General features: G+C 41.1%; 23 protein-coding genes. 17 read left to right on the plus strand and 6 right to left on the minus strand.

Annotated elements, in window-relative coordinates; genetic code table 11:
• The first annotated feature begins 35 nt into the window (after positions 1 to 35).
• Positions 36 to 767, plus strand: coding sequence for a rhomboid family intramembrane serine protease (locus tag DX873_RS00410; protein WP_116182566.1), 732 nt, complete (start codon positions 36 to 38; stop codon positions 765 to 767).
• 3 nt (positions 768 to 770) lie between these two features.
• On the opposite strand, the gene rlmB is transcribed toward DX873_RS00410, so the two are convergent.
• From rlmB to DX873_RS00440, 6 genes are all read right to left on the minus strand, one after another.
• The gene (rlmB, locus tag DX873_RS00415) at positions 771 to 1502 is read right to left on the minus strand and encodes a 23S rRNA (guanosine(2251)-2'-O)-methyltransferase RlmB (RefSeq protein ID WP_116182567.1); all 732 of its coding nucleotides are present in this window, start codon (positions 1500 to 1502) and stop codon (positions 771 to 773) included.
• Positions 1503 to 1538: 36 nt separating this feature from the next.
• Complete coding sequence (locus tag DX873_RS00420) at positions 1539 to 4877, minus strand: VCBS repeat-containing protein (RefSeq protein ID WP_116182568.1); 3339 nt, start codon at positions 4875 to 4877, stop codon at positions 1539 to 1541.
• A gap of 62 nt (positions 4878 to 4939) precedes the next feature.
• Positions 4940 to 6301 carry an aryl-sulfate sulfotransferase gene (locus DX873_RS00425; protein ID WP_116182569.1) on the minus strand — a complete coding sequence of 454 codons (1362 nt, stop codon included), beginning with the start codon at positions 6299 to 6301 and terminating at the stop codon, positions 4940 to 4942.
• A 150-nt stretch (positions 6302 to 6451) separates the two neighbouring features.
• Positions 6452 to 7741, minus strand: a complete 1290-nt coding sequence (locus DX873_RS00430; protein ID WP_116182570.1) for a hypothetical protein — start codon at positions 7739 to 7741, stop codon at positions 6452 to 6454.
• A 32-nt stretch (positions 7742 to 7773) separates the two neighbouring features.
• Positions 7774 to 9492, minus strand: a complete 1719-nt coding sequence (locus tag DX873_RS00435) for a SusD/RagB family nutrient-binding outer membrane lipoprotein (RefSeq protein WP_116182571.1) — start codon at positions 9490 to 9492, stop codon at positions 7774 to 7776.
• A gap of 22 nt (positions 9493 to 9514) precedes the next feature.
• Positions 9515 to 12775: a SusC/RagA family TonB-linked outer membrane protein gene (locus DX873_RS00440; RefSeq protein ID WP_116182572.1), complete on the minus strand. Its 3261-nt coding sequence runs from the start codon at positions 12773 to 12775 to the stop codon at positions 9515 to 9517.
• A 500-nt stretch (positions 12776 to 13275) separates the two neighbouring features.
• On the opposite strand from DX873_RS00440, the gene rpsL reads away from it, so the two are divergent.
• From rpsL to rplX, 16 genes are all read left to right on the plus strand, one after another.
• Positions 13276 to 13650: a 30S ribosomal protein S12 gene (rpsL, locus tag DX873_RS00445; RefSeq protein ID WP_031445118.1), complete on the plus strand. Its 375-nt coding sequence runs from the start codon at positions 13276 to 13278 to the stop codon at positions 13648 to 13650.
• Between the two features lie 20 nt (positions 13651 to 13670).
• Positions 13671 to 14147: a 30S ribosomal protein S7 gene (rpsG, locus tag DX873_RS00450; RefSeq protein ID WP_116182573.1), complete on the plus strand. Its 477-nt coding sequence runs from the start codon at positions 13671 to 13673 to the stop codon at positions 14145 to 14147.
• Between the two features lie 8 nt (positions 14148 to 14155).
• A complete protein-coding gene (gene fusA / locus DX873_RS00455; protein ID WP_116182574.1) occupies positions 14156 to 16282 on the plus strand; it encodes an elongation factor G in 2127 nt (708 codons plus the stop codon).
• Positions 16283 to 16292: 10 nt separating this feature from the next.
• A complete protein-coding gene (rpsJ, locus tag DX873_RS00460; RefSeq protein WP_007094989.1) occupies positions 16293 to 16598 on the plus strand; it encodes a 30S ribosomal protein S10 in 306 nt (101 codons plus the stop codon).
• 163 nt (positions 16599 to 16761) lie between these two features.
• The gene (gene rplC, locus DX873_RS00465) at positions 16762 to 17379 is read left to right on the plus strand and encodes a 50S ribosomal protein L3 (protein WP_116182575.1); all 618 of its coding nucleotides are present in this window, start codon (positions 16762 to 16764) and stop codon (positions 17377 to 17379) included.
• The gene (gene rplD, locus DX873_RS00470) at positions 17379 to 18008 is read left to right on the plus strand and encodes a 50S ribosomal protein L4 (RefSeq protein WP_116182576.1); all 630 of its coding nucleotides are present in this window, start codon (positions 17379 to 17381) and stop codon (positions 18006 to 18008) included. Before rplC ends, rplD begins: the two co-directional genes overlap by 1 nt.
• A 7-nt stretch (positions 18009 to 18015) precedes the next feature.
• Positions 18016 to 18306, plus strand: a complete 291-nt coding sequence (rplW, locus tag DX873_RS00475) for a 50S ribosomal protein L23 (protein ID WP_116182577.1) — start codon at positions 18016 to 18018, stop codon at positions 18304 to 18306.
• Positions 18307 to 18315: 9 nt separating this feature from the next.
• Positions 18316 to 19140 (plus strand): 50S ribosomal protein L2, encoded by an 825-nt coding sequence (rplB, locus tag DX873_RS00480; RefSeq protein WP_116182578.1) that lies wholly within the window; start codon positions 18316 to 18318, stop codon positions 19138 to 19140.
• A gap of 12 nt (positions 19141 to 19152) precedes the next feature.
• Positions 19153 to 19431, plus strand: a complete 279-nt coding sequence (gene rpsS, locus DX873_RS00485) for a 30S ribosomal protein S19 (RefSeq protein WP_116182579.1) — start codon at positions 19153 to 19155, stop codon at positions 19429 to 19431.
• A gap of 7 nt (positions 19432 to 19438) precedes the next feature.
• On the plus strand, positions 19439 to 19846 hold the full coding sequence (gene rplV, locus DX873_RS00490; RefSeq protein WP_116182580.1) for a 50S ribosomal protein L22: 408 nt from the start codon (positions 19439 to 19441) through the stop codon (positions 19844 to 19846).
• Positions 19847 to 19854: 8 nt separating this feature from the next.
• Complete coding sequence (gene rpsC, locus DX873_RS00495; protein WP_116182581.1) at positions 19855 to 20571, plus strand: 30S ribosomal protein S3; 717 nt, start codon at positions 19855 to 19857, stop codon at positions 20569 to 20571.
• A gap of 21 nt (positions 20572 to 20592) precedes the next feature.
• Positions 20593 to 21012: a 50S ribosomal protein L16 gene (gene rplP / locus DX873_RS00500; RefSeq protein ID WP_116182582.1), complete on the plus strand. Its 420-nt coding sequence runs from the start codon at positions 20593 to 20595 to the stop codon at positions 21010 to 21012.
• A gap of 18 nt (positions 21013 to 21030) precedes the next feature.
• On the plus strand, positions 21031 to 21222 hold the full coding sequence (gene rpmC, locus DX873_RS00505; RefSeq protein ID WP_116182583.1) for a 50S ribosomal protein L29: 192 nt from the start codon (positions 21031 to 21033) through the stop codon (positions 21220 to 21222).
• A gap of 13 nt (positions 21223 to 21235) precedes the next feature.
• Positions 21236 to 21493: a 30S ribosomal protein S17 gene (gene rpsQ, locus DX873_RS00510; RefSeq protein ID WP_014032003.1), complete on the plus strand. Its 258-nt coding sequence runs from the start codon at positions 21236 to 21238 to the stop codon at positions 21491 to 21493.
• Between the two features lie 2 nt (positions 21494 to 21495).
• A complete protein-coding gene (gene rplN / locus DX873_RS00515; RefSeq protein WP_036379836.1) occupies positions 21496 to 21864 on the plus strand; it encodes a 50S ribosomal protein L14 in 369 nt (122 codons plus the stop codon).
• A 17-nt stretch (positions 21865 to 21881) separates the two neighbouring features.
• The gene (gene rplX / locus DX873_RS00520) at positions 21882 to 22193 is read left to right on the plus strand and encodes a 50S ribosomal protein L24 (RefSeq protein ID WP_116182584.1); all 312 of its coding nucleotides are present in this window, start codon (positions 21882 to 21884) and stop codon (positions 22191 to 22193) included.
• Position 22194: the final 1 nt, after the last annotated feature.

Below are 22194 nucleotides of genomic sequence, written 5' to 3' on the forward strand. Positions count from 1 at the left end.
AGGGAAATGGTCGGATAATTGATTTAATCGATTCTATGCATACAAAAGAGCATTATAAGTTCTCAAACAAGGTGCTTTTGGCCCCTTTGATAGGTGTACTTGCCATATGGACAGTATTTTGGGTCGAGGTTCGCTTTGGGATTAACTTTAATGATTTTGGAATTTACCCAAGAAGACTTTCAGGTCTAAAAGGTGTTCTCTTTGGACCTTTTATCCATGGGTCGTTGGAGCATCTCTACAACAATACGCTTCCCTTGGCCATATTGACAGGATTTCTCTATTATTTTTATAACAAAGCTGCAGGAAGGACTCTTATTCTTGGGATTCTCATTTCAGGCATCATGACGTGGCTGATCGGAAGACAATCCTATCATATAGGAGCTAGTGGGGTCATTTATGTATTGGCAAGTTTCATCTTTTTCAAGGGAATATTTTCAAAGCATTTTCGATTGGTGGCCCTATCATTGGTGGTGGTATTTATATATGGTAGTATGATCTGGTATATTTTTCCCATAAAGGACGGTATTTCGTGGGAAGGCCACCTCTCTGGATTTTTGTCGGGACTATTGTTGGCCTTGACCATTAAAGTTGAGGTTCCCCAAGAGAGAAAGTATGATTGGGAAAAAGAGGATTTTACCGAGGAGGATGACCCATTTTTAAAACACTTTGATGAAGAGGGAAACTTTATAGAAGGTAACCTTGAGGAGCAGCCAGAGGATAGAACTGTCCGAATCAAATATCATTACAAATCTGACAAGAAAGATTAGAACCTACTTTCTGCGTTGACGAACAACTTCATAGAGGAATACCCCACAGGCTACGGAAACATTTAGAGAGCCTATTTTACCCAATAACGGAAGTTTGGCACTGCCATCTACCAATTTAAGTACGGAAGGGGAAATACCTTTGTCCTCGGCTCCCATCACAATAGCAGTGGGGCCTGCCATATTTACGTCATAAATTTCTTCCTCGGTTTTCTCCGTGGCCGCTATTACGCTAATGTTGGTGGATTGAAGATAGAAAATAGCGTCCTTAAGATGATCCACCTTGGCTATTGGAACATTAAAAACCGCACCTGCAGAGGTTTTTACAGTATCGTCGGTAATGGGCGCCGCTCCTGTTTTGGGTACAATAATACCATGTACACCACAGCATTCAGCTGTTCTGATGATGGCCCCAAAATTTCTAACATCAGAAACTTGGTCCAGTAACAAAAAGAAGGGTTTCTCTTCATTTTGTACCACATTTTCCACCAGTGATTCAAAATTATGGAACTGCACAGGGGAAATCTGGGCAACCGCACCTTGGTGGTTATTTCTGGTCAGTCTGTTCAGCTTTTCAATGGGAACATACGAGCAGCTTATTCTCTTTTTTTTGAGGGTAACCTCTAGTTCCCTGAACAAGTCGCCTTTTAAGCCTTTTTGGAGAAAGATTTTGTTGATGGGCTGTTCTGCTTCAATTGCTTCCAATATTGCCCGTATTCCATAGATTTGTCCGCTCATGACGATTATTTGCTCAGTTGTTTTTGGAGGTTAGGCTCAAGAGGAAATTCTGTGAATTCCAAGTGGGCCATCGTTGACCGTATTGATCAGATATTGTCCATCACTTGAATTTGAAATCAACTCGAGACTTTTTACATTTCCATTCAAGAACAGACCTGAATCTTGTTGGGGAACACTTTTGTACCCATCTTTTCCATTAGATAACAAAATGACTCCCGACATGGCATCCAGTCTTGGGGTTTCCACTTCGGTTTCGTAAATATTTCCTGCGGTAACTACATCTTCAAAACCATCTTGGTCAACATCCAAAAAGACACAATCCAATAACGGAAATGTTTGACTCTCAATTGGAAGGATTTTCTTTTCAAAATTCATTTCACCCTTATTGATCAATAAAATGGATTGAAATTCGGTGACACTGTTCTCGTAGGAGTTGTCAAGTTTTTCGCCATAAATATCAACAAGGGAAGCGTTGGCAAATTCTGAATAGGTTTCAAATTTCTCCTTTATAAAAGGCATTTGTTGAGAGGAACATTCCCTTCCCCGTACTGGAACATAGGTGCCATTGTATTTTTTGCTCAGGACAATATCGTTGGTGCCATTATCATCAAAATCCGTGGCAAAGATTTTAAAGGGCTTTTCTTTGGAGGCCTTGAATTTGATATTTAGTCCAATGTTTCCAACAATATAATCTTTCAGTCCGTCATTGTTTATGTCCGTTTCATGAATGGAAAACCACCATCCTTTTTCCTGTAAGGTGCTGTTGTCCTTTCCAATTCTTTCGAAAAATCCTTGCTTGTTCATGAAAACACCGATACCTGTCCACTCACCGACAACAATGAAATCCTCCCAACCGTCATTGTTGATATCCGTGGTCTGTATATCGTTTATGATGCCAAAATTCAATAATTCAGGGGCGACTTTTTGGGTAACATCAACAAGTTTGCCCTCCATATTTTCATATAGGGTGGACTCTTGATGGTTGGGGTATTTCTGCGGAACCACTCTGTTTCCTACCAGAATATCTTTATCCCCATCTTTATCATAATCAATAACAGTTACCGATTTTCCATTTTTGGGATAGGAACTTAGGATACTGCTATTATGCTTTGAAAACTGCCCTTTGCCATCATTAAGGTATATCCTGTCTGTATGGTATGAGGAGTTTTCAGCAAACTCATTTCCACCGCTTACCACATATAGGTCCAAATCTTGGTCTCCATCAAAATCAAAGAAAATAGATTCCATGTCCTCATGCTGTGCATCTGCAGCTAGGGCAGGGGAGTTTACCTTTACAAATCCTTTATTGGATTGTACAAAAACCTGTCCCGGTTGTCCAGAAGCACCTCCAACGTGAATATCTTCTAAACCGTCATTATTAATGTCCCCTTTAGTAATAAATGGTCCTATGGTGGATTGTTTGTAGGGGAGGAGTATCTCCTTTTCAAAGTCATCAAAAGCATTCTCCTTGTGAACGAAAGTCAAACCTATCTCTCTTTGATTGGAGGATGCGAAATACGAATCATTCGCTAGGCTTGATTTTGATAAGTTGGTGGCCTCCGTTTCTTTAAATGTGAGCGTTGTATTGGAAGGCACATTGAACTTTTGTTCCATTTTTCCAGATTTCCAATAGATGGTCACTGTGTCTACTGTCTGGTGGTTGCCCACTCCAAAAAAAGCTTTGTTTTCTTGTGCAGATCTGTACCCCCTGATTCTCTTTATTTCGACCATTTGGGAATTGCCGGCTATATCAATCTCCACCTTGGCAAATTCTTCTGACATGTCGCCTTCTGCAATGACTTTTAAATAATTGCCCAGCTTATTTTCTATGGATAGATTTTGGTATAGAAAAGCTTCATCATCCATATTGTTGATGACAATATCCAAATCCCCATCATTATCAAAATCACCGGAGGCAGCTCCATTGCTGAAAGAGAAATCACTCATGCCCCAATCTGAAGCAACATTTTTGAATTTGAGCTCAGAGGTTTTTTTATATAGGATATTGGGAAGCTTTTCAGAGGGCATAGACTCATATAGCTGCTTCTTTACCTCCAAAGGTACTTGGCCCCTATACTTTTGCTTTGCTTCAAATACTTGACGTTGTAGGTCATTATCCAACGCATAACGACGATATCCATTGGTCACGTGGATTTCCTTTTGCCCATCAAGGTCAAAATCGTTCATGAGTACAGACCAGCTCCAATCGGTATTGGCCACTCCCGAAAGCTGCGAGATATTATTGAATTTGGCATCTCCAATGTTCTTCTGCAATGAGTTGTACATGTATTGGTGGTGGAACCCGGCCTTATTTACCAGATAGTCAAAACGTCTGGTGTTCATCGAGGCCATTAGGGTCTTGGAGCGTACGTGGTCATTAGCGGCCATGTCCAGAACAAAAATGTCCTGTAGGTTGTCATTATCCAAATCCGCAATGTCCATTCCCATTCCGTAGAAAGAAATTTGATTGGTGGATGATTTTATCTGATCTGTAAAAGTACCATCATGGTTATTGATGTAGAGTACATCCGGAAGGTAGTAATCACTGGCCATGTACACATCCATCCATCCATCTTCATTTATATCGGCAACGGAAAGTCCAAGGCCATAGATTGGTTTCTCCATTCCGGCAGCTTTGGTGACATCCACGAATTTTCCTTTATCATTTCGATATAGGTGAGAGGAGTTAAAATGTGTGGTTTCCTTATCGGCGTTTACATACCTGCTGAACGTTATGGGGTCCATACCGTACAGTTCATTCTCGTTCATCACCAAACAGTCCAAATCTCCATCCTTGTCAAAATCAAAGAAAACGGACTGTGTACTGATGCCCATGTCAGCAAGGCCGTATTCTTCCGCTTTTTCCTGAAAGGTTCCGTCTTGTTGGTTGATAAACAGCAAATTTTTTCGCAAATCTCTAGTGTTCGGCCCTCCTTGGGAAACATAGATGTCCATCCAGCCATCATTATTTATGTCAACAAATGTGACCCCGTTGGACCAGTTTTTCCCTTGGTTAATTCCCGAAGTTTCAGTTACATTATCAAACGTTAATCCTCCTTTGTTGAAATAGATTTGGTTGGAAACCTGGTTGCCACAGAAGAAAATATCGAGAAGACCATCATTGTTCAAATCTTCAACTCCAACACCGGCACCATTATAGAAATAGTCATAATCGAACAAATTGTGCATTGTAGCTACATCATGTTCTATATTGTTTGCAAAGGTAATGCCGCTGTTGCCGCTTTCTATTTTGGTAAATATCGCTTTTTTTTGAGTCGTGTCCTTGCTTGTTTGGGACTGTTCTTTATCCTTTTCATTAGAGACACAACCGGTAACCAACAATAAAAGAAGCGGTATCCGAAAAAAATTGCTCATAGAGTTCTTTCATTTTTAAGACCATGGCCCCGAAGATAAGTTTTCTGGACAGTTGTAACAAATCAAAGGCCTAAAGCCATAACGGCCGGGTCATCTTTGGCATAGTGGTACGCCCTCCAAAAGAATCCCTGTGACCAGAATTTCCAAACTACTTCTCCACTTTCAGTTACTTCCCAAACTCCAAAATCTCCTTCTGTAATGAGTCTATTGCCATTTGGCAGTCTTACTGAGCCAGATACTTTCGGGGAATAGAGATCGGGATTGGTGAAGCTCCATGCGATTTCGGGTTCATTGTCGGTATTTGGAGACAAAGCTAATGGACTGGGAAGCAGAAATTCATATACTGTGGACTGCTCAGGGGTCGCACCGTTACCATTAGTGAAGATTGAAATTTTACCCAAATCAACCCCATCTAAAAGAAGTGGATGGTGATTGTTTCTAAAAAGTCTTTCTCCGATAGGATTGTTATATGCAGTTGGGTTTCCGAATCGGTAAATTAAATCTCCTCCTTTACCCAGATTTCCGCCGCTGTGGGAGGCAGCCTCCTCTACAGTCGTACTATGGTCAATGACCCATACTTCGTGATAAAAATTAACACTTAGGTAAATAAGGTCGTTGATTTCATCATATTCAATACCATTGGCGTGCATAATATCTCCCTCTTTATCCAGAACATAATTAAGGTTAATGAGCTGGGGATTATCGGCAATGGTTCCAAAATTTTCTTTGGTATTGTCATGTTCTTGAACCAAGTGGTCCCAGGCATGCCATTCCCATACAATTTCATCTGTAGTAGAATCGATTTCAATGATGGCCTCTGGGAAAACATCTATTCCCAAACTGGAACCGGCCAATTCTGCTTCGGCCATTGTCTTCTTTTCCCAGACAATGGTGATTACATTTCCGTTAGGCAGCAATTCCACATCATGATGGGTTATATATTCTTCGGTAGAATAATCAAAATTCCATTCTACGGTACTATCAGGGCTTACAAATTGTAGCTTACCTCCTTGACCTCCATATTCAATTTTGGGATCTTCTGCTTTCATAATGCCCACTAAGCGTCCATCTGGCAAAAGCTCCACATCGTTACCTATACCCGTGGGCAGGTCCCATTCATGTAAAATAGCGGATTTTTTATCCATTAGGTAAACGCGATCGTTACCTGCATCATTTATAAGGACATAGCCATCGTATAGCAAGTCACTGTTCAACACTTCAACGGTGCCAGCTGTTTCTGGAGGAACCGTGGGAGGTGTATCATCATCCGTAGGTGTATCGTCAGATGGGGTGTCATCGGTAGGGGTTTCCGAGGTGGGATTCTCATTGTCTTGAGGTAGAGGCTCAGGCTCATCACCGGTACATGAAAAGATAAATAAAGAAAGCGCTATAGCAACTAGTGCATGGTAATATGTAGTTTTCATAGAATCTTTTAAATCAAATTTAACCAAAATTTGGTGGTTATATGTCAGGCCAGAACGAAATTAGGAAGAGCTTGAAAATCAGATTATAGGGTAAAGAAAGGGGTGCCCATGGCACCCCTTTTGTATTTAATCATAAAATTAAGTCTTGCTCTATTCGCAAACAAGAAGCTCAATCTCACCTGCTGCTGCATCACCAAGTGCTACTGAAGCAGCGGTATTTCCGTTAGGATCGATAATCTTATAAGAAATCTCACCATCCCAATCTCCGGAAATAAAGGTTATTGTCAAAGTGGTAGCACCTTCAGGAATTGTAAATGTTCCTTCAGCACTGTCTCCTGTCTCAACCAAGAAACTTTCTACATCACCACCATCAATTTGAACATCTAGACGTGCACCGTTCCAGCCGTCTCCATAGTCATCTGACATTTCGATAGTGTACTCTCCAGCATAAGGAGCATCGGCATTCAATTGGATACACTCTGTTACAACCACAGTATCAAAATACTCTGTTCCGCTTTCAGATGTAGTAACAACTCTTCCATCGGATGTAATAGCTTCATATCTTAAATTGAAACCATCGTTCAACCCAAGAAGATCAAATGATAGGTCAGGTCCGTACAAATCGTCCAAGGTAACTACAAAGTCCAAAGAAGCAATTCCTTCTGCATCAACAGTAAAGTCATCCGCGAGGGTGAAAGTTCTGAAAATGGCCTCATCTTCTGAACGATCAATTCCATCGTCTTCAATACTTCTGTCGATAAAGCGACGATATACATTGATAGTTTCTACAAGACCTGCATCTACAAGTAGAGAGTCTCCTACAGACAATGTAACTGAATAGTCCTCATTAGGATTAGTAAGTGAAATCTCATTTGCATTAACGTCTGCTATTCCAAAAGCAATACCATCATCAACAGTAAAGGTATATTGGTAAGGAGAGCTAAAGAAAGAACCACCACTAACGTTACCGGTTGTACTGGAATTATCAAAAGAACGACCGTCAGTCAAGAACAACGTCATATCTACTACAAACTGATCTCCAGGTAGTACGTCTATCAAGGCAACGCCTGTAGCGGAAAGAGCATCGTTAAGAGTAATACTGTAGTCGAAACTTGGAAGACCATCTGTTTGTCCAAATTCAGTTATTGTAGCCAACGCAGAACCAGAAACAGAATTTCCGTTACCATTGTTGTCCACAAAACTAACAGTGATTTCAACTCTATCGACCAAATCGCCTCCTTCAGCGTCTTGTTCTTGGATTGTCCATGTAAGCTCACTGGCAGTGTTGAACATGTCAAGAGCACCTGAGGACGCCAAGGTCCTTAAAATAGCTCCTGCCGTAAAGTTCTCCTGCACACCAACGGTGACCTTATCGTCTTCGCTACACGAGGCGATAAAGACCCCTAGAGCGAGCAGTATATAGATTTTTAAATTTTTCATGAATTCTAAATTTATGTTCATTACAATTTTTTTTAGTTAGCTGGTGGTACTCCATTGTCATCCCAGAAAACAGCTTGTTGCTGATTTGCTTTTTGAGAGATATTAGAGTTGTTGTTCACAGCATTTGTAGGGTAATACATGGATTGAATAAACACATCTGGGTTCGGCTCCAAGTTAGGTTGCAACGTAGTAGGGAAATTGGTTCTTCTATAGAAGTTGTATGTCTCTACACCATTACCAAAGTGAGCAACAAAATACTGCTCTCCCAAAATGTCCCATTTTCCACTAGTGTCAGCATCATCAAAAGCAACACCTACTGCATTAACAAAGCTAGTTACATCTCCTGCTGTTGGGGCAAAAGAAGCATCTGCACCTGCAAAACGGCTTGCAGAGAAATCCTGAACTTTTGTAATGGATTTTTCAACTGCGGTCAAAAGAGCAGCTCTAGCACCAGGAACATCTCCGCTGGCCATCGCAGCTTCAGCAATCATAAAATCAACACCAAAGGAAGTCAAAAGGTTGCTAATACCGTTACCGCCTGATCCTGAGCCAAGAGCGATTTCACCAAAGCTGTCATCATCAAACTGTCCTCCAACAGGATATACCCCGTAAGCAGCTCTTAACAGTCCATCTGGTGGAATACCGTCTGCGTCACCATGATCACGACCCCAGTATCCATTGTCCAACCAGCAGAATGTAAATCCTCCATCTATGTAGTGCTGAGGAGGAGTTTCCAAAGAACAGTTCAAAGTCTCTTCGTTTGGATCAACTCCGGGTGCTCCAGGAACACCTGGACTCTGACGATAGAAATAGTATCTAATCCTTGGATCTTCTGACGTGTCCATTAGGTTCATTAACCAGTTGGATTGATAATCACCACCACCAGTGTCCGTATAGTTGATTCCATATCTAGGGTGTCTTGTATCAGGTTGTGAAGCACTACCTGAAGACCAAGACCAAATCATATCCTCAGAAGTATCTGAAATATAGTTTCCACTTGCAAGAATAGAATTGAAGCTAGCCAAAGCACTGCTATCAACTAATCTACGCTGCATGTAGATTTTCATCTTCAAAGTATTGGCAGCTTTTACCCACATTTCATAGTCGCCAGCATAATAGTAGTCTATTGTTGGCTCTGCTGCTGCTGTGCTATTAAAATTGGCGATGGCTTGGTCCAAAAGAGCCAAACTAGCGTCATAAATGCTCGCCCCAGAATCCACAGCTGGGTTAAAGTTGGCCTCTCCTTCTGCAGTAATGGCTTCTGTGTAAGGTACATCTCCAAAGAAATCTACCATGGAAACCATTAAGAAAGCCTCGATAAACTGACCTATTCCAATATGGTGGGTAAGGCCTGCTTCTTCCGCTAATGGATTCATTTTTCTTAAATCCGCTAAAATACCACGGTAGGCATTAATCCATTCATCATCCATGTCCGAACCTTGGTAGGCACTAACATAGTTTCTACCACTCATATTCACGACACGTGATAGTTCCATTCCAATTTCAAAGAAACCGTCACCAGTGGTATTACCACCAGATTGCCAGTTATCATTTGCGTCAAAATCGGCATCACCCTCAAACTGCCTAATGAAATCTTCTTGAATAGAGCTCAAGAAGAAATCTGCACTAGCTTGGTCTGGGGTAAGTGCATTTGGGTTTTGTGTGAGGTCCAATTCGGTAGTCTCACAGGAAACCATTGCTAACATGGTTCCAAGAACCGCTGTTGCTATATACTTATTAATATTTCTCATTATTCTCATAGTTTTTTTAGTCTTAGAATGTTGCTTTTACACTCAACCCATATCTTCTTGAGCTAGGACCATTGATGAAATCAAATCCTTGTCCGTTGGTTACCCCAAGTCCCGCAGTGTTGGGGTCAAAGTTGGCTCCTTTAGGCGTGTTGAAAGCTCTGAACCAAAGGTTTTGACCAGAAACAGTAAAAGTCAAAGCACCAAATGGTGTCTTGTCCAAGAACTTACTTGGCAAGGAATAGCTCAAAGAAGCTTCTTGCAATCTTAGCGTAGTAGCATCATATACTTGCAACTCACTTGGACCGAACAGTATGTTACTGAACCAAAAAGTAGAGTTGTTAATCTGAAGATTGTTAGGATTACCGCTAGCATCAACACCTGGAAGAATGTAAGTGTCCTCCCTGTCAATAGTTTCGGTAATCAAACCTCTACCAAGAAGGGTTGAAACAGTAGATGAATAAACATCACCTCCCTGAGTATAGTTCCACTGGAATCCTAAAGAGAAGTTCTTGTAGGAAATAGAGTTGCTAATGTTAGCTACCCAGTCAGGGTTTGGATCTCCGATTATACCATCTGTAGGATCTTGAACGTAGTTACCATCAGCACCTACAACAAAATCTCCATTGTCATCTCTCAAAATACGGCTACCGAAGAAAACTCCAAGAGGCTCATCTTCAATTGCCGCGTTTCCTAGGTTAGAGAAACCTGAGTAAATAACTTGATCGGTATCAAGACCTAGGTCAGTTACCGTAGTCTCGTAAGCTGTGAAGTTCACATTGGTTCTCCAGCTGAATCCGCCTTCTTCACTAGCTCTGAACCACTCAACTCCAAGATCAGCTTCAACACCTTCAGATTCTATCTCACCAATGTTTGTTGCAGTAACTGTGAAACCAGTTGCAGGATCAAGAGGTCTGTCTAGAATCAGGTCATTTGTTTTACGCTGGTAAATAGAAGCGTCAAAAGTAATTCTGTTATTCCACCATCTTGACTCGATACCAAGTTCGATTTCTTCCAATGTTTCAGGTTGAAGGTTCTCGTTTCCTAAACGAACACCTGTAGTATTTGTAACTACGTTAGACCCTGTTCCATCTTGGGCATCTTGAGTGTCCAAGAAAAGAGTACTGGCAACAGGATAGTTACTTGTACCTGCATCAAAGTTTGCAGAAACACCAATACCACCACGAACTTTCAAGTAGTTAAGAATGTTCTCAGATTTCAAACCGTCAAAAGCAGCGGTTGGAATGAAGGATACACTGGCACTAGGGTAGAACTGAGACCTATTGTCTTTAGAGAAATTGGATACCCAATCGTTCCTACCTGCCAATGTAACATATACTAAATTGTCATAATCAAAATCTGCCTGACCATAAACCCCAACAATGTTGTTTTCAACAAATGTTTGGATTTCGTTCTGGTTCAAGAAATTGAAGTGTCTTAGCACACCAAAAACTTGCTGACCATCACTTGCAACACCATTTTGATCAAATACATTTCTTCTTGAGGTAGCACCAACGTTAAAGGTACTTCCGATTTTTTCTGTTAGATCAAAATCACCGTTCAAGACCAAGTTGTGATCCCAAATTGTATTGGTGTTGTTCCAAGTTTCGTAAATACCGCTTACAGTTCTAGCTCCTGTACCAATACCTCCTTTATTTTGGAAGTTAGTGTTGTTCTCACTGTAGATATCAATACCAGCACGGTATATCAAGTTAAGATTATCCGATAGGTCATACTGAATAGACGCTTGTCCAAAAACCCTATTGGTTTCTTGGTTTGATTCAGCGTTAGCCACAGTCCATAGTGGGTGCTGGATAGAGTTGTTCTGACGATAGTAAACACTACCACCGGTAATTGGGTCTTCGAAAGGAAGTCCTTGAACATCGATACTCCTTGGAGTAAACCAAAGGTGTCCAAAAACAGAAGAACCTGTACCAGTTGCTCCGTTACCTTGGCTCAATGCCACAGGAGGAGAAGTAAACTTGGTTCTTGCATAGTTCAACGTACCACTAACGGTAAACTTGTTGGACAAAATTGCTCTACCACCTACAGAAAGTGTGTTACGAGTAACTGAGTTGTTAGGTGTAAATCCGTTGTCCTTTAAGTGTCCATAGTTAAGGTTGTATCCAATTTTCCCGTCATCAGAAGCTCCTCTTACGTTAATGGAAGTATTGGCAACAGTACCTGTTTTAAAGAACCTTCCAACACTATCGTAAGGTCTCCACTCATACAAAGCACCCTGGAACTCAGGAAATGCAGCTTGAATGGCACTTGTAGAAGTTGAATAAGGGTGTCTTAGGAATCCTGGTGTTCCAGAAAGAGTACCATTAATGGCATTCTGGTTACCCCATCCTGAAGGTCCTTCTCTGTCAAAACTTGGTCCCCAGTTACTGAAGAACCATCCAAAAGATTGGTCAAATCCATTACCATACTCATCCTGGTAATCAGGAAGCGAAGCAATTTCATTGAAGAAAAGTGATGAGTTTACTGTAATCTCTGTCTTTTTTGGTCCAGAAGCTCCAGCAGAACCACCTTTGGTAGTAATAAGGATAACCCCGTTACGACCTTGAGAACCATAGAGTGTGGCAGCAGCCAAACCTCTAAGAACGTTCACGCTTTCTATACTGTTTGGATCAAGATCCAAGAAACGGCTTGAACCATTGTTACCATTTACAAAGTCTTGACGGTCACCTTGCCTACCTTGAGAGTTTGTGTCAGAACTAAAAGGTACACCATCCACAATAAAAAGGGCCTGGTTACTACCACTAAAAGTAGAAAGACCACGGATGATTACATTTGTTCCTGACCCAGAAAGACCACTCTGGTTGGTAATCTGTACACCAGCCGCTTTACCTTGAAGCACACGGGCAACATCACCTTCTGGACGAGACTCCAAATCCTCTTCTCCAACTTCGGTCACCGCATAACCTAATGCTTGTTTCTCCCTTTTAATACCAAGGGCGGTAACCACAACTTCTTCAAGAGCCTGGGTGTCTTCCTCCATTTGAAGGTTGATCACATTCCCGGCGCCAACAGCCCTTCTAGCATCTTTTTGACCTATGTAAGTAAAAAGTAGTGTTTGGCCTTGACTTGCATTGATGGCGTAGTTTCCATCAAAATCTGTTTGGGTACCATTGGTGGTCCCTTCTACGACAATGTTGACCCCAGGTAACGGAAGACCGTCAGCATCCGTAACAGTACCTGTAATCGTCTTGTCTTGTGCAAAGGATATATGCACAACAAACGCCAATAATAGCGTTAACAATCCATTAAGTTTTGTTCTCATTTTAAAATTATTTGAATTAGCTAGCCGCTAAAATCATAATTTCATGTTAATAATCCAAACTAATTTTACTAAAATTTTAAGAGAACCCCCCGTAAATGCGATAACTGCAAAATGATTAGCAATGATTATCAACTCATCAATTTGAGTGCTCTGGAATTATTCTGTTTGCAATTTTCATGCATTGGAAAAAAATATTCGGTTTAAAATATCAGCACTATTGAATTGTTTCTCCGGGAGTCGTATGGCGTAATATGATGGAGGTTTGTGGAATTAATCCAAAAGAAAATCTCGCTAAATGATGTTTTCGGATTTATACCTTAATTATATATACTACTTTTTTGGTTGTTGTTTTATGGAAGAGAAGATTTTGAATTCATGCGGGGCATAGATTTTTTTTTCGATTAAAATAAATTTAATCTTCAAGGATTTGAATTATTCCTAAATATCACTACATTTGCAGCCCTCAAAAAGAGGGTTATTTAGTTTTTAAAGGAAATTTAATGCCAACAATTTCACAATTAGTACGAAAAGGAAGAGTCACAATTACCAAGAAGAGTAAATCGGCTGCTTTGGATTCGTGTCCTCAAAGAAGAGGGGTTTGTACGCGGGTTTATACCACCACGCCAAAGAAACCAAACTCAGCAATGCGAAAAGTTGCAAGGGTTAGGTTGACCAATGGTAAAGAGGTCAATGCGTATATCCCAGGAGAGGGGCACAACCTTCAGGAGCACTCGATAGTATTGGTTAGAGGTGGAAGAGTAAAGGATTTGCCTGGTGTGCGATATCACATTGTCCGTGGTGCGTTAGATACTGCAGGAGTTGCAGGAAGAACGCAGCGTAGGTCAAAATATGGTGCCAAGCGTCCCAAAAAGTAATCAACTTTTAAGAAGAAGCAATGAGAAAAAAGCAGGCAAAGAAAAGACCGTTGTTGCCAGATCCTAAGTTTAACGATCAGCTTGTTACGCGTTTTGTGAACATGATGATGTGGGATGGCAAAAAATCAGTTGCATTTAAGATTTTCTACGACGCAATAGATATTGTGGACGAGAAAAATAACGACGAAGAAAAAACCGCTTTGGAGCTATGGAAAGATGCACTTTCCAATGTTATGCCCCATGTGGAGGTTCGCAGTAGAAGGGTAGGTGGGGCTACATTCCAGATTCCGATGCAAATTCGTCCAGACAGGAAGATATCCACTGCTATGAAGTGGTTGATTAGTTATGCAAGAAAGCGTAATGAAAAATCCATGGCTCAAAAATTGGCCGCTGAAATTTTAGCAGCAGCCAAGGAAGAAGGGGCGGCAGTCAAGAAAAGAGTAGATACACACAAAATGGCCGAGGCCAATAAAGCATTCTCACACTTTAGATTCTAGTCAATACAATGTCAAGAGATTTAAAATATACAAGGAATATAGGTATTGCAGCGCATATTGATGCTGGAAAGACCACTACTACTGAGCGTATTCTTTTTTATACAGGTGTAAGTCATAAAATAGGTGAGGTGCACGATGGGGCAGCTACCATGGACTGGATGGAGCAAGAGCAAGAGCGTGGTATTACCATTACCTCTGCTGCTACAACATGTACTTGGCAGTTTCCTACGGAGAATGGAAAGCCTACTGCCGATGCAAAAGGATACCACTTTAATATCATTGATACTCCCGGACACGTTGATTTTACCGTTGAGGTAAATCGTTCATTGCGTGTTTTGGATGGATTGGTCTTCTTGTTCAGTGCGGTTGATGGTGTTGAGCCTCAATCTGAAACTAACTGGAGATTGGCCGATAACTATAAAGTACCTCGAATCGGATTCGTGAACAAAATGGACCGTCAAGGTTCTAACTTCTTGAACGTGTGCAAGCAGGTTCGTGAAATGTTGGGATCCAATGCAGTGCCGATTGTTTTGCCAATTGGTGAGGAAGCTGATTTTAAAGGTATTGTTGATCTTGCCAAGAACAGGGCTATCGTTTGGCACGATGAGAACTTTGGTTCTACCTTCGATGTTATCGACATTCCTGCGGAAATGCAAGATGAAGTAAAAGAATACAGAGCTGCTTTGATAGAAGCTGTAGCAGAATATGATGAGGAGTTGATGGAGAAGTTCTTTGAGGACGAGGATTCCATTACTGAAGAAGAAGTTCATGCTGCCTTGAGAGCTGCTGTTATGGACAGGGCCATCATACCAATGGTTTGTGGGTCTTCCTTCAAAAATAAAGGAGTTCAATTCTTGTTGGATGCTGTTTGTCGTTACTTGCCTTCTCCATTGGATAAGGATGATATCGTAGGAACAAATCCTGATACAGGAGGCGAAATTACTAGAAAGCCAGACCCAAAAGAGCCCTTTTCTGCTTTGGCATTTAAGATTGCTACCGATCCTTTCGTAGGTCGTTTGGCATTCTTTAGAGCTTATTCTGGTCGTTTGGATGCTGGGTCTTACATTTTGAACAACCGTTCAGGTAAGAAAGAGCGTATTTCTCGTATCTATCAAATGCACTCCAATAAGCAAAATGCAATTGAGTACATAGAGGCTGGAGATATTGGTGCTGCTGTTGGGTTTAAAGATATCAAGACTGGTGATACTATGTCTGATGAAAAACACCCGATTGTACTTGAAAGTATGGATTTCCCTGACCCGGTAATTGGTATTGCTGTTGAGCCAAAAACTAAGGCTGATGTGGATAAATTGGGTATGTCTTTGGCTAAATTGGCCGAAGAAGATCCAACCTTCCAGGTGAAAACTGATGAAGCTTCAGGTCAAACTATTATTTCAGGTATGGGTGAGCTTCACTTGGACATTATTGTAGATCGTCTACGACGTGAGTTCAAGGTTGAAGTAAACCAAGGTCAACCTCAAGTGGAGTACAAAGAAGCCTTGACAGCTGTTGCCAACCATAGAGAGGTTTACAAGAAACAAACCGGTGGTCGTGGTAAGTTTGCCGACATCGTATTTGTTATGGAACCTGCCGAAGAAGGTAAAGCTGGTCTTGAGTTTGTAAATGAGATTAAAGGAGGTAACATTCCTAAAGAATATATTCCATCTGTTGAAAAAGGTTTCAAAGAAGCTATGAAGAATGGTCCTTTGGCCGGGTTTGAGATGGATAGTATGAAAATTACTCTTAAGGATGGATCTTTCCACCCTGTGGATTCTGATTCTCTTTCGTTTGAGCTTGCTGCAAAACTTGGATACAAGGAAGCTGCAAGAGCTGCAAGAGCTGTATTGATGGAGCCTATTATGAAACTGGAAGTACTTACTCCGGAAGAAAATATGGGTGATATCGTTGGTGACTTGAACCGAAGAAGAGGTCAGGTAAACAATATGGATGATAGAGCTGGTTCCAAAGTTGTAAAGGCAGAGGTTCCGCTTTCTGAAATGTTTGGATATGTAACTTCCTTGAGGACATTGTCTTCAGGTAGAGCTACGTCCACTATGGAATTTTCACACTATGCAGAAACTCCTTCCAACATAGCGGAAGAAGTAATCAAGACAGCAAAAGGAGTAACCGCTTAATTTCAGCAAGATGAGTCAAAAAATTAGAATAAAATTGAAATCTTACGATCACAATTTGGTGGACAAATCTGCTGAAAAGATCGTGAAAACGGTAAAAACTACCGGTGCTGTGGTTACTGGACCAATTCCATTGCCAACGCACAAAAAAATATTTACGGTTTTGCGTTCACCTCACGTGAACAAGAAATCAAGGGAGCAGTTCCAGTTGAGTTCTTACAAGAGACTTTTGGATATTTATAGCTCCTCATCAAAAACCATTGATGCCCTTATGAAGTTGGAACTTCCAAGTGGTGTTGAGGTTGAGATAAAAGTGTAAGTATGTTCCATCCTTTAGGATGGAGGACATGTCTCGAACGATGGTTCGGGAAAAACGGTGAAAGAAAAAATCTGGGTCAGAGCAGAAAATTTTCTTGACCCAATTTTTTTGCCAGAAAATTGGCAAGCAATAAAAAGAGTAAACAATTAATAATTAATTAAATATGTCTGGGTTAATAGGTAGAAAAATCGGTATGACCAGCATCTTTGACGAGAATGGAAAAAATGTTCCATGTACCGTTCTTGAAGCTGGACCATGCGTGGTTACCCAAGTCAGAACCGAAGAGGTGGACGGGTACAGTGCCCTTCAACTAGGTTTCGATGACAAGGCAGAAAAGCGTGCAAACAAGGCCGAAGCCGGTCATGTTAAAAAAGCAGGCGCTTCTCCAAAGAAGAAAGTCGTTGAATTCCGTGATTTTGAAGGTGAATACAAATTGGGAGACACTGTTGGTGTTGATCTATTTGTAGAAGGAGAATTTGTTGATGTTATTGGAACATCAAAAGGAAAAGGCTTTCAAGGTGTTGTTAAAAGACACGGTTTTGGAGGTGTTGGACAAGCGACCCACGGTCAGCACAACAGATTAAGGGCTCCCGGGTCCATTGGTGCTGCATCATATCCTGCAAGAGTTTTCAAAGGAATGAAAATGGCAGGAAGAATGGGTGGTGAAAGAGTAACAGTTCAAAACTTGAGAGTGTTGAAAGTGGTACCTGAGAAGAACCTTATTGTAGTTAAGGGCTGCGTTCCAGGTCACAAAAATGCTTACGTAACAATTGAGAAGTAATGAAGGTTGCAGTTTTAGATATCAAAGGAAAAGAAACTGGAAGAAAGGTAGACCTTTCTGACGATGTTTTCGGTATAGAGCCCAATGAGCATGCCATCTATTTAGATGTAAAGCAATACTTGGCACACCAGAGACAAGGTACCCACAAATCCAAGGAAAGAGCTGAGATTGCCGGTAGTACCCGTAAGATCAAAAAGCAAAAAGGAACTGGTACCGCAAGGGCGGGTAGCATCAAATCTCCTGTTTTTAGAGGAGGGGGTAGAATTTTTGGTCCAAGACCAAAGGATTACACCCAAAAATTGAACAAAAACGTTAAACGTTTGGCCCGTAAATCAGCCTTGAGCATCAAGTCAAAAGAGAAAGCGTTGGTCGTTGTGGAGGATTTCAATTTTGAAGCGCCAAAGACCAAAGATTTTGTTGCTTTCTTGACATCTCTTGGTATAGAAAATAAAAAGTCCTTGATCGTGTTGGGCGATACAAATAATAATGTATATTTGTCGTCGCGCAATTTGGAGCGTTCTGAGGTTGTAACTAACTCAGAATTAAACACTTACAAGATTGTAAATGCAACCAATGTAGTGTTTACCGAGAGTGCGTTGGAAGGAATAGAATCAAACTTAAAGAAATAGAAGTATCATGAGTGTGTTGATAAGACCGATCATTACGGAAAAGATGACCGCTGACAGTGAGCTTTTTAATCGCTACGGTTTCTATGTTGACCCAAGGGCCAACAAATTGGAGATTAAAGAAGCGGTTGAGGCAACTTATGGTGTTTCTGTGGAAAAAGTAAGGACCATGAACTATGGGCCAAGCCGTAAGAGCCGCTATACCAAGACTGGAGTTCAGCATGGTAAGACAAATGCTATGAAAAAAGCAATTGTTGATGTGGCCGAAGGTGATATTATTGATTTTTACAGTAATCTATAAAGACAGGAAATGTCAGTAAGAAAATTAAAACCGATAACCCCTGGTCAGCGTTTTAGAGTAGTAAACGGATTTGACGCGATTACTACTGATAAGCCGGAGAAAAGCTTGCTTGCTCCGTTAAAAAAGACAGGTGGTAGGAACAGTCAAGGAAAAATGACCATGCGCCATAGAGGTGGAGGTCATAAAAGAAGGTATCGAATCATCGATTTCAAAAGGGATAAGCAGGATGTTGAGGCCACAGTGGTTTCAATTCAGTATGATCCCAATAGAACTGCATTTATTGCTCTTGTTGAGTACAAGGATGGGGAAAAACGATATGTTATTGCCCAAAATGGTATGCAGGTAGGGCAGAAAATATCTTCAGGAGCTAAATCTGCTCCAGAGATTGGTAATGCACTTCCGTTGAGCGATATTCCTTTGGGTACCATTATTTCCTGTATAGAGCTAAGACCGGGACAAGGAGCTGTAATGGCAAGAAGTGCTGGGACGTTTGCACAATTGATGGCAAAGGACGGAAAGTTTGTTACCATTAAGCTTCCTTCCGGGGAGACCAGAATGATTTTGGCCACTTGTTTGGCTACGATAGGAGCGGTTTCCAACTCAGATCACCAATTGTTGGTTTCTGGAAAAGCTGGTAGAAGCAGATGGTTGGGTAGAAGACCTAGAACAAGACCAGTGGCCATGAACCCAGTTGATCACCCAATGGGTGGTGGTGAAGGAAGGGCTTCCGGAGGTCACCCAAGATCTAAGAACGGTATTCCTGCAAAAGGATTCAGGACTCGTTCTAAGACAAAGGACAGCAATAGATATATCATAGAACGTAGAAAGAAATAAAAGACACAGTAAATGGCACGTTCATTAAAAAAAGGACCATACGTTCATCATAGTCTGGAAAAGAAAGTACAGGCAAATATAGATTCAGGTAAAAAGACAGTTATCAAAACTTGGTCAAGAGCCTCAATGATAACTCCTGATTTTGTAGGACAAACCATAGCAGTACACAACGGTAGGCAATTTGTCCCTGTTTATGTTACTGAGAATATGGTAGGTCACAAACTTGGAGAATTTTCACCTACAAGATCTTTTAGAGGTCATGCAGGAGCCAAAAACAAAGGTAAAAAGTAAGTAAGCAATGGGAGTTCGTAAAAGACAAATGGCCGAGAGGTTAAAAGAAGAGAAAAAGCAGCTTGCTATTGCCAAGTTGAACAACTGCCCAACATCTCCAAGAAAGATGCGTTTGGTGGCGGATTTGGTTAGAGGAAAGCAGATTGAAATGGCCTTGGCTATTCTAAGGTTCAATCCTAAGGAAGCTTCAAGAAGGTTGGAAAAACTCCTTCTTTCTGCCATTGCCAACTGGGAAGCTAAAAACGAGGATGCCAGTATTGAAGATGCAGATCTTTATATCAAGGAGATTCGTGTTGATGGCGGTACCATGCTAAAAAGATTGCGACCAGCTCCTCAAGGAAGGGCGCATAGAATTAGAAAACGTTCCAACCATGTTACCATGATCTTGGAATCCAATAACAACGCTCAAAGCTAGAAAGATATATGGGACAGAAGACCAATCCAATAGGAAATCGCTTAGGAATTATCAGAGGATGGGAATCCAACTGGTATGGCGGAAACGATTACGGTGATAAGCTGGCTGAGGATGATAAGATCAGAAAATATGTCCATGCACGTTTGGCAAAAGCCAGTGTGTCTAGGGTAATTATAGAAAGAACCTTAAAGTTGATCACCATTACCATTACCACGGCAAGACCTGGTATCATCATTGGTAAAGGAGGTCAGGAGGTTGACAAGCTTAAAGAAGAGCTTAAGAAAATCACCAATAAGGAGGTTCAGATCAATATCCATGAGATTAAAAGACCAGAACTTGATGCCAATTTGGTGGCTGCAAGTGTGGCTAGACAGATAGAGAGCAGAATTTCCTACCGAAGAGCAATCAAAATGGCAATTGCAGCTGCAATCCGTATGAATGCCGAAGGTATTAAAATTCAGATTTCTGGACGTTTGAACGGAGCTGAAATGGCGCGTTCAGAATCCTACAAAGAAGGAAGGATTCCGTTGTCTACTTTTCGTGCAGATGTAGACTATGCTTTGCATGAAGCCCACACTACCTATGGTAGATTGGGAATCAAGGTTTGGATCATGAAAGGGGAAGTTTATGGAAAAAGAGAGCTTTCTCCATTGGTAGGATTGTCAAAAGGTCAATCAAAGGGCGGTAAACAAGATGGTTCAAAGAAACCACGCCGTAGAAAGTAATAAGATAAAGTTAGGTAAACGATGTTACAGCCAAAAAGAACAAAATTTCGTAAAGCCCAAAAGGGGCGTATGAAAGGTAACTCCCAAAGAGGGCACCAGCTATCCAATGGCATGTTTGGTATAAAATCTTTGGATTCCCACTTCATTACGGCCCGTCAAATTGAGGCTGCACGTATTGCTGCGACAAGGTACATGAAGAGACAAGGGCAGTTGTGGATCAAAATATTTCCAGATAAACCTATCACCAAAAAGCCTCTTGAGGTTCGTATGGGTAAAGGTAAAGGTGCCCCTGAGTATTGGGTGGCAGTTGTAAAGCCTGGAAGAATCATGTTTGAAGTGGCGGGTGTGCCTATGGATATAGCTAAAGAAGCACTCAGACTTGCTGCACAAAAGTTACCTGTTAAAACAAAATTTGTAGTAGCTAGGGATTATTCCGCTTAATACTTAATTAGGAAGAAGATGAAACAATCAGAGATAAAGGAACTTTCTATTGAAGAGCTAAAGGAAAAATTGGCCGATTTCAAAAAACAATATGCCGATTTTAAAATGGCGCATGCCGTCACTCCTTTGGAAAATCCTATGCAGATTAGAAAAACTAGAAGGACAGTGGCAAGACTTGCAACAGAATTAACTAAAAGGGAATTACAATAATTGGTTCTGCCTTATGGAAAACAGAAATTTAAGAAAAGAAAGAATAGGCGTTGTTACCAGCAACAAAATGGAGAAATCAATTGTGGTTTCTGAGGTAAAACGAGTAAAACACCCTATGTACGGGAAGTTCGTTTTAAAGACCAAGAAGTATGTTGCCCATGACGAGAAAAATGATTGCAACGAAGGTGACACTGTTAAAATAATGGAAACCAGACCATTGAGTAAGACAAAATGTTGGAGGTTGGTTGAAATCCTAGAAAGAGCTAAATAATTATGGTACAGCAAGAATCAAGATTAAAAGTAGCGGACAACACTGGGGCAAAAGAAGTTTTGACCATCCGTGTGCTTGGAGGAACAAAAAGAAGGTATGCTTCCCTTGGTGACAAAATAGTGGTCACTGTAAAAGAAGCTACCCCAAATGGTACTGTAAAAAAAGGTTCTGTTTCAACAGCAGTAGTTGTTAGAACAAAGAAGGAAGTAAGAAGACCTGATGGTTCTTACATCCGCTTTGATGATAATGCATGTGTGTTGTTGAACCCTACTGGTGAAATGAGAGGAACCCGTGTCTTTGGACCGGTGGCAAGAGAGCTTAGGGACAGACAGTTCATGAAGATTGTTTCATTGGCACCTGAAGTGCTGTAACAGAAATATTCAGAGAGATGAAGTTGAAAATTAAAACAGGGGATACGGTAAGGGTAATTACTGGCGACCATAAAGGAAGCGAGGGAAAAGTACTCAAGGTAGACCGTGAAAAGAACAAAGCTTTGGTTGAGGGTGTCAATATTGTATCCAAACACGAAAAGCCAAGTGCTAACAATCCCCAAGGAGGAATAATACAAAAAGAGGCTCCAATACACATTTCCAATCTTTCGTTGATTGATCCTAAGTCTGGTGATGCCACGCGAGTGGGTTATGAAGTAAGAGATGGAAAGAAAGTTAGGTTTGCCAAAAAATCCAATGAAGTAATTTAGT

The organism is Flagellimonas nanhaiensis, assembly GCF_003382275.1.
GTDB classification, from domain to species: Bacteria; Bacteroidota; Bacteroidia; order Flavobacteriales; family Flavobacteriaceae; genus Flagellimonas; species Flagellimonas nanhaiensis.

Bases quoted from the DNA above. Each gene is read 5' to 3' on its own strand.
- rplN (WP_036379836.1), top strand. From the start codon at position 21,496: ATGGTACAGCAAGAATCAAGATTAAAAGTAGCGGACAACACTGGGGCA.
- rplD (WP_116182576.1), top strand. From the start codon at position 17,379: ATGAAGGTTGCAGTTTTAGATATCAAAGGAAAAGAAACTGGAAGAAAG.
- rpsS (WP_116182579.1), top strand. From the start codon at position 19,153: ATGGCACGTTCATTAAAAAAAGGACCATACGTTCATCATAGTCTGGAA.
- DX873_RS00410 (WP_116182566.1), top strand. From the start codon at position 36: ATGCATACAAAAGAGCATTATAAGTTCTCAAACAAGGTGCTTTTGGCC.
- rplW (WP_116182577.1), top strand. From the start codon at position 18,016: ATGAGTGTGTTGATAAGACCGATCATTACGGAAAAGATGACCGCTGAC.
- DX873_RS00435 (WP_116182571.1), bottom strand. From the start codon at position 9,492: ATGAGAAATATTAATAAGTATATAGCAACAGCGGTTCTTGGAACCATG.
- rplB (WP_116182578.1), top strand. From the start codon at position 18,316: ATGTCAGTAAGAAAATTAAAACCGATAACCCCTGGTCAGCGTTTTAGA.
- rplV (WP_116182580.1), top strand. From the start codon at position 19,439: ATGGGAGTTCGTAAAAGACAAATGGCCGAGAGGTTAAAAGAAGAGAAA.
- rpsC (WP_116182581.1), top strand. From the start codon at position 19,855: ATGGGACAGAAGACCAATCCAATAGGAAATCGCTTAGGAATTATCAGA.
- rplX (WP_116182584.1), top strand. From the start codon at position 21,882: ATGAAGTTGAAAATTAAAACAGGGGATACGGTAAGGGTAATTACTGGC.
- rpmC (WP_116182583.1), top strand. From the start codon at position 21,031: ATGAAACAATCAGAGATAAAGGAACTTTCTATTGAAGAGCTAAAGGAA.
- rplP (WP_116182582.1), top strand. From the start codon at position 20,593: ATGTTACAGCCAAAAAGAACAAAATTTCGTAAAGCCCAAAAGGGGCGT.
- rpsJ (WP_007094989.1), top strand. From the start codon at position 16,293: ATGAGTCAAAAAATTAGAATAAAATTGAAATCTTACGATCACAATTTG.
- rpsL (WP_031445118.1), top strand. From the start codon at position 13,276: ATGCCAACAATTTCACAATTAGTACGAAAAGGAAGAGTCACAATTACC.
- fusA (WP_116182574.1), top strand. From the start codon at position 14,156: ATGTCAAGAGATTTAAAATATACAAGGAATATAGGTATTGCAGCGCAT.
- DX873_RS00425 (WP_116182569.1), bottom strand. From the start codon at position 6,301: ATGAAAACTACATATTACCATGCACTAGTTGCTATAGCGCTTTCTTTA.
- DX873_RS00430 (WP_116182570.1), bottom strand. From the start codon at position 7,741: ATGAAAAATTTAAAAATCTATATACTGCTCGCTCTAGGGGTCTTTATC.
- DX873_RS00440 (WP_116182572.1), bottom strand. From the start codon at position 12,775: ATGAGAACAAAACTTAATGGATTGTTAACGCTATTATTGGCGTTTGTT.
- rplC (WP_116182575.1), top strand. From the start codon at position 16,762: ATGTCTGGGTTAATAGGTAGAAAAATCGGTATGACCAGCATCTTTGAC.
- rlmB (WP_116182567.1), bottom strand. From the start codon at position 1,502: ATGAGCGGACAAATCTATGGAATACGGGCAATATTGGAAGCAATTGAA.
- rpsQ (WP_014032003.1), top strand. From the start codon at position 21,236: ATGGAAAACAGAAATTTAAGAAAAGAAAGAATAGGCGTTGTTACCAGC.
- rpsG (WP_116182573.1), top strand. From the start codon at position 13,671: ATGAGAAAAAAGCAGGCAAAGAAAAGACCGTTGTTGCCAGATCCTAAG.
- DX873_RS00420 (WP_116182568.1), bottom strand. From the start codon at position 4,877: ATGAGCAATTTTTTTCGGATACCGCTTCTTTTATTGTTGGTTACCGGT.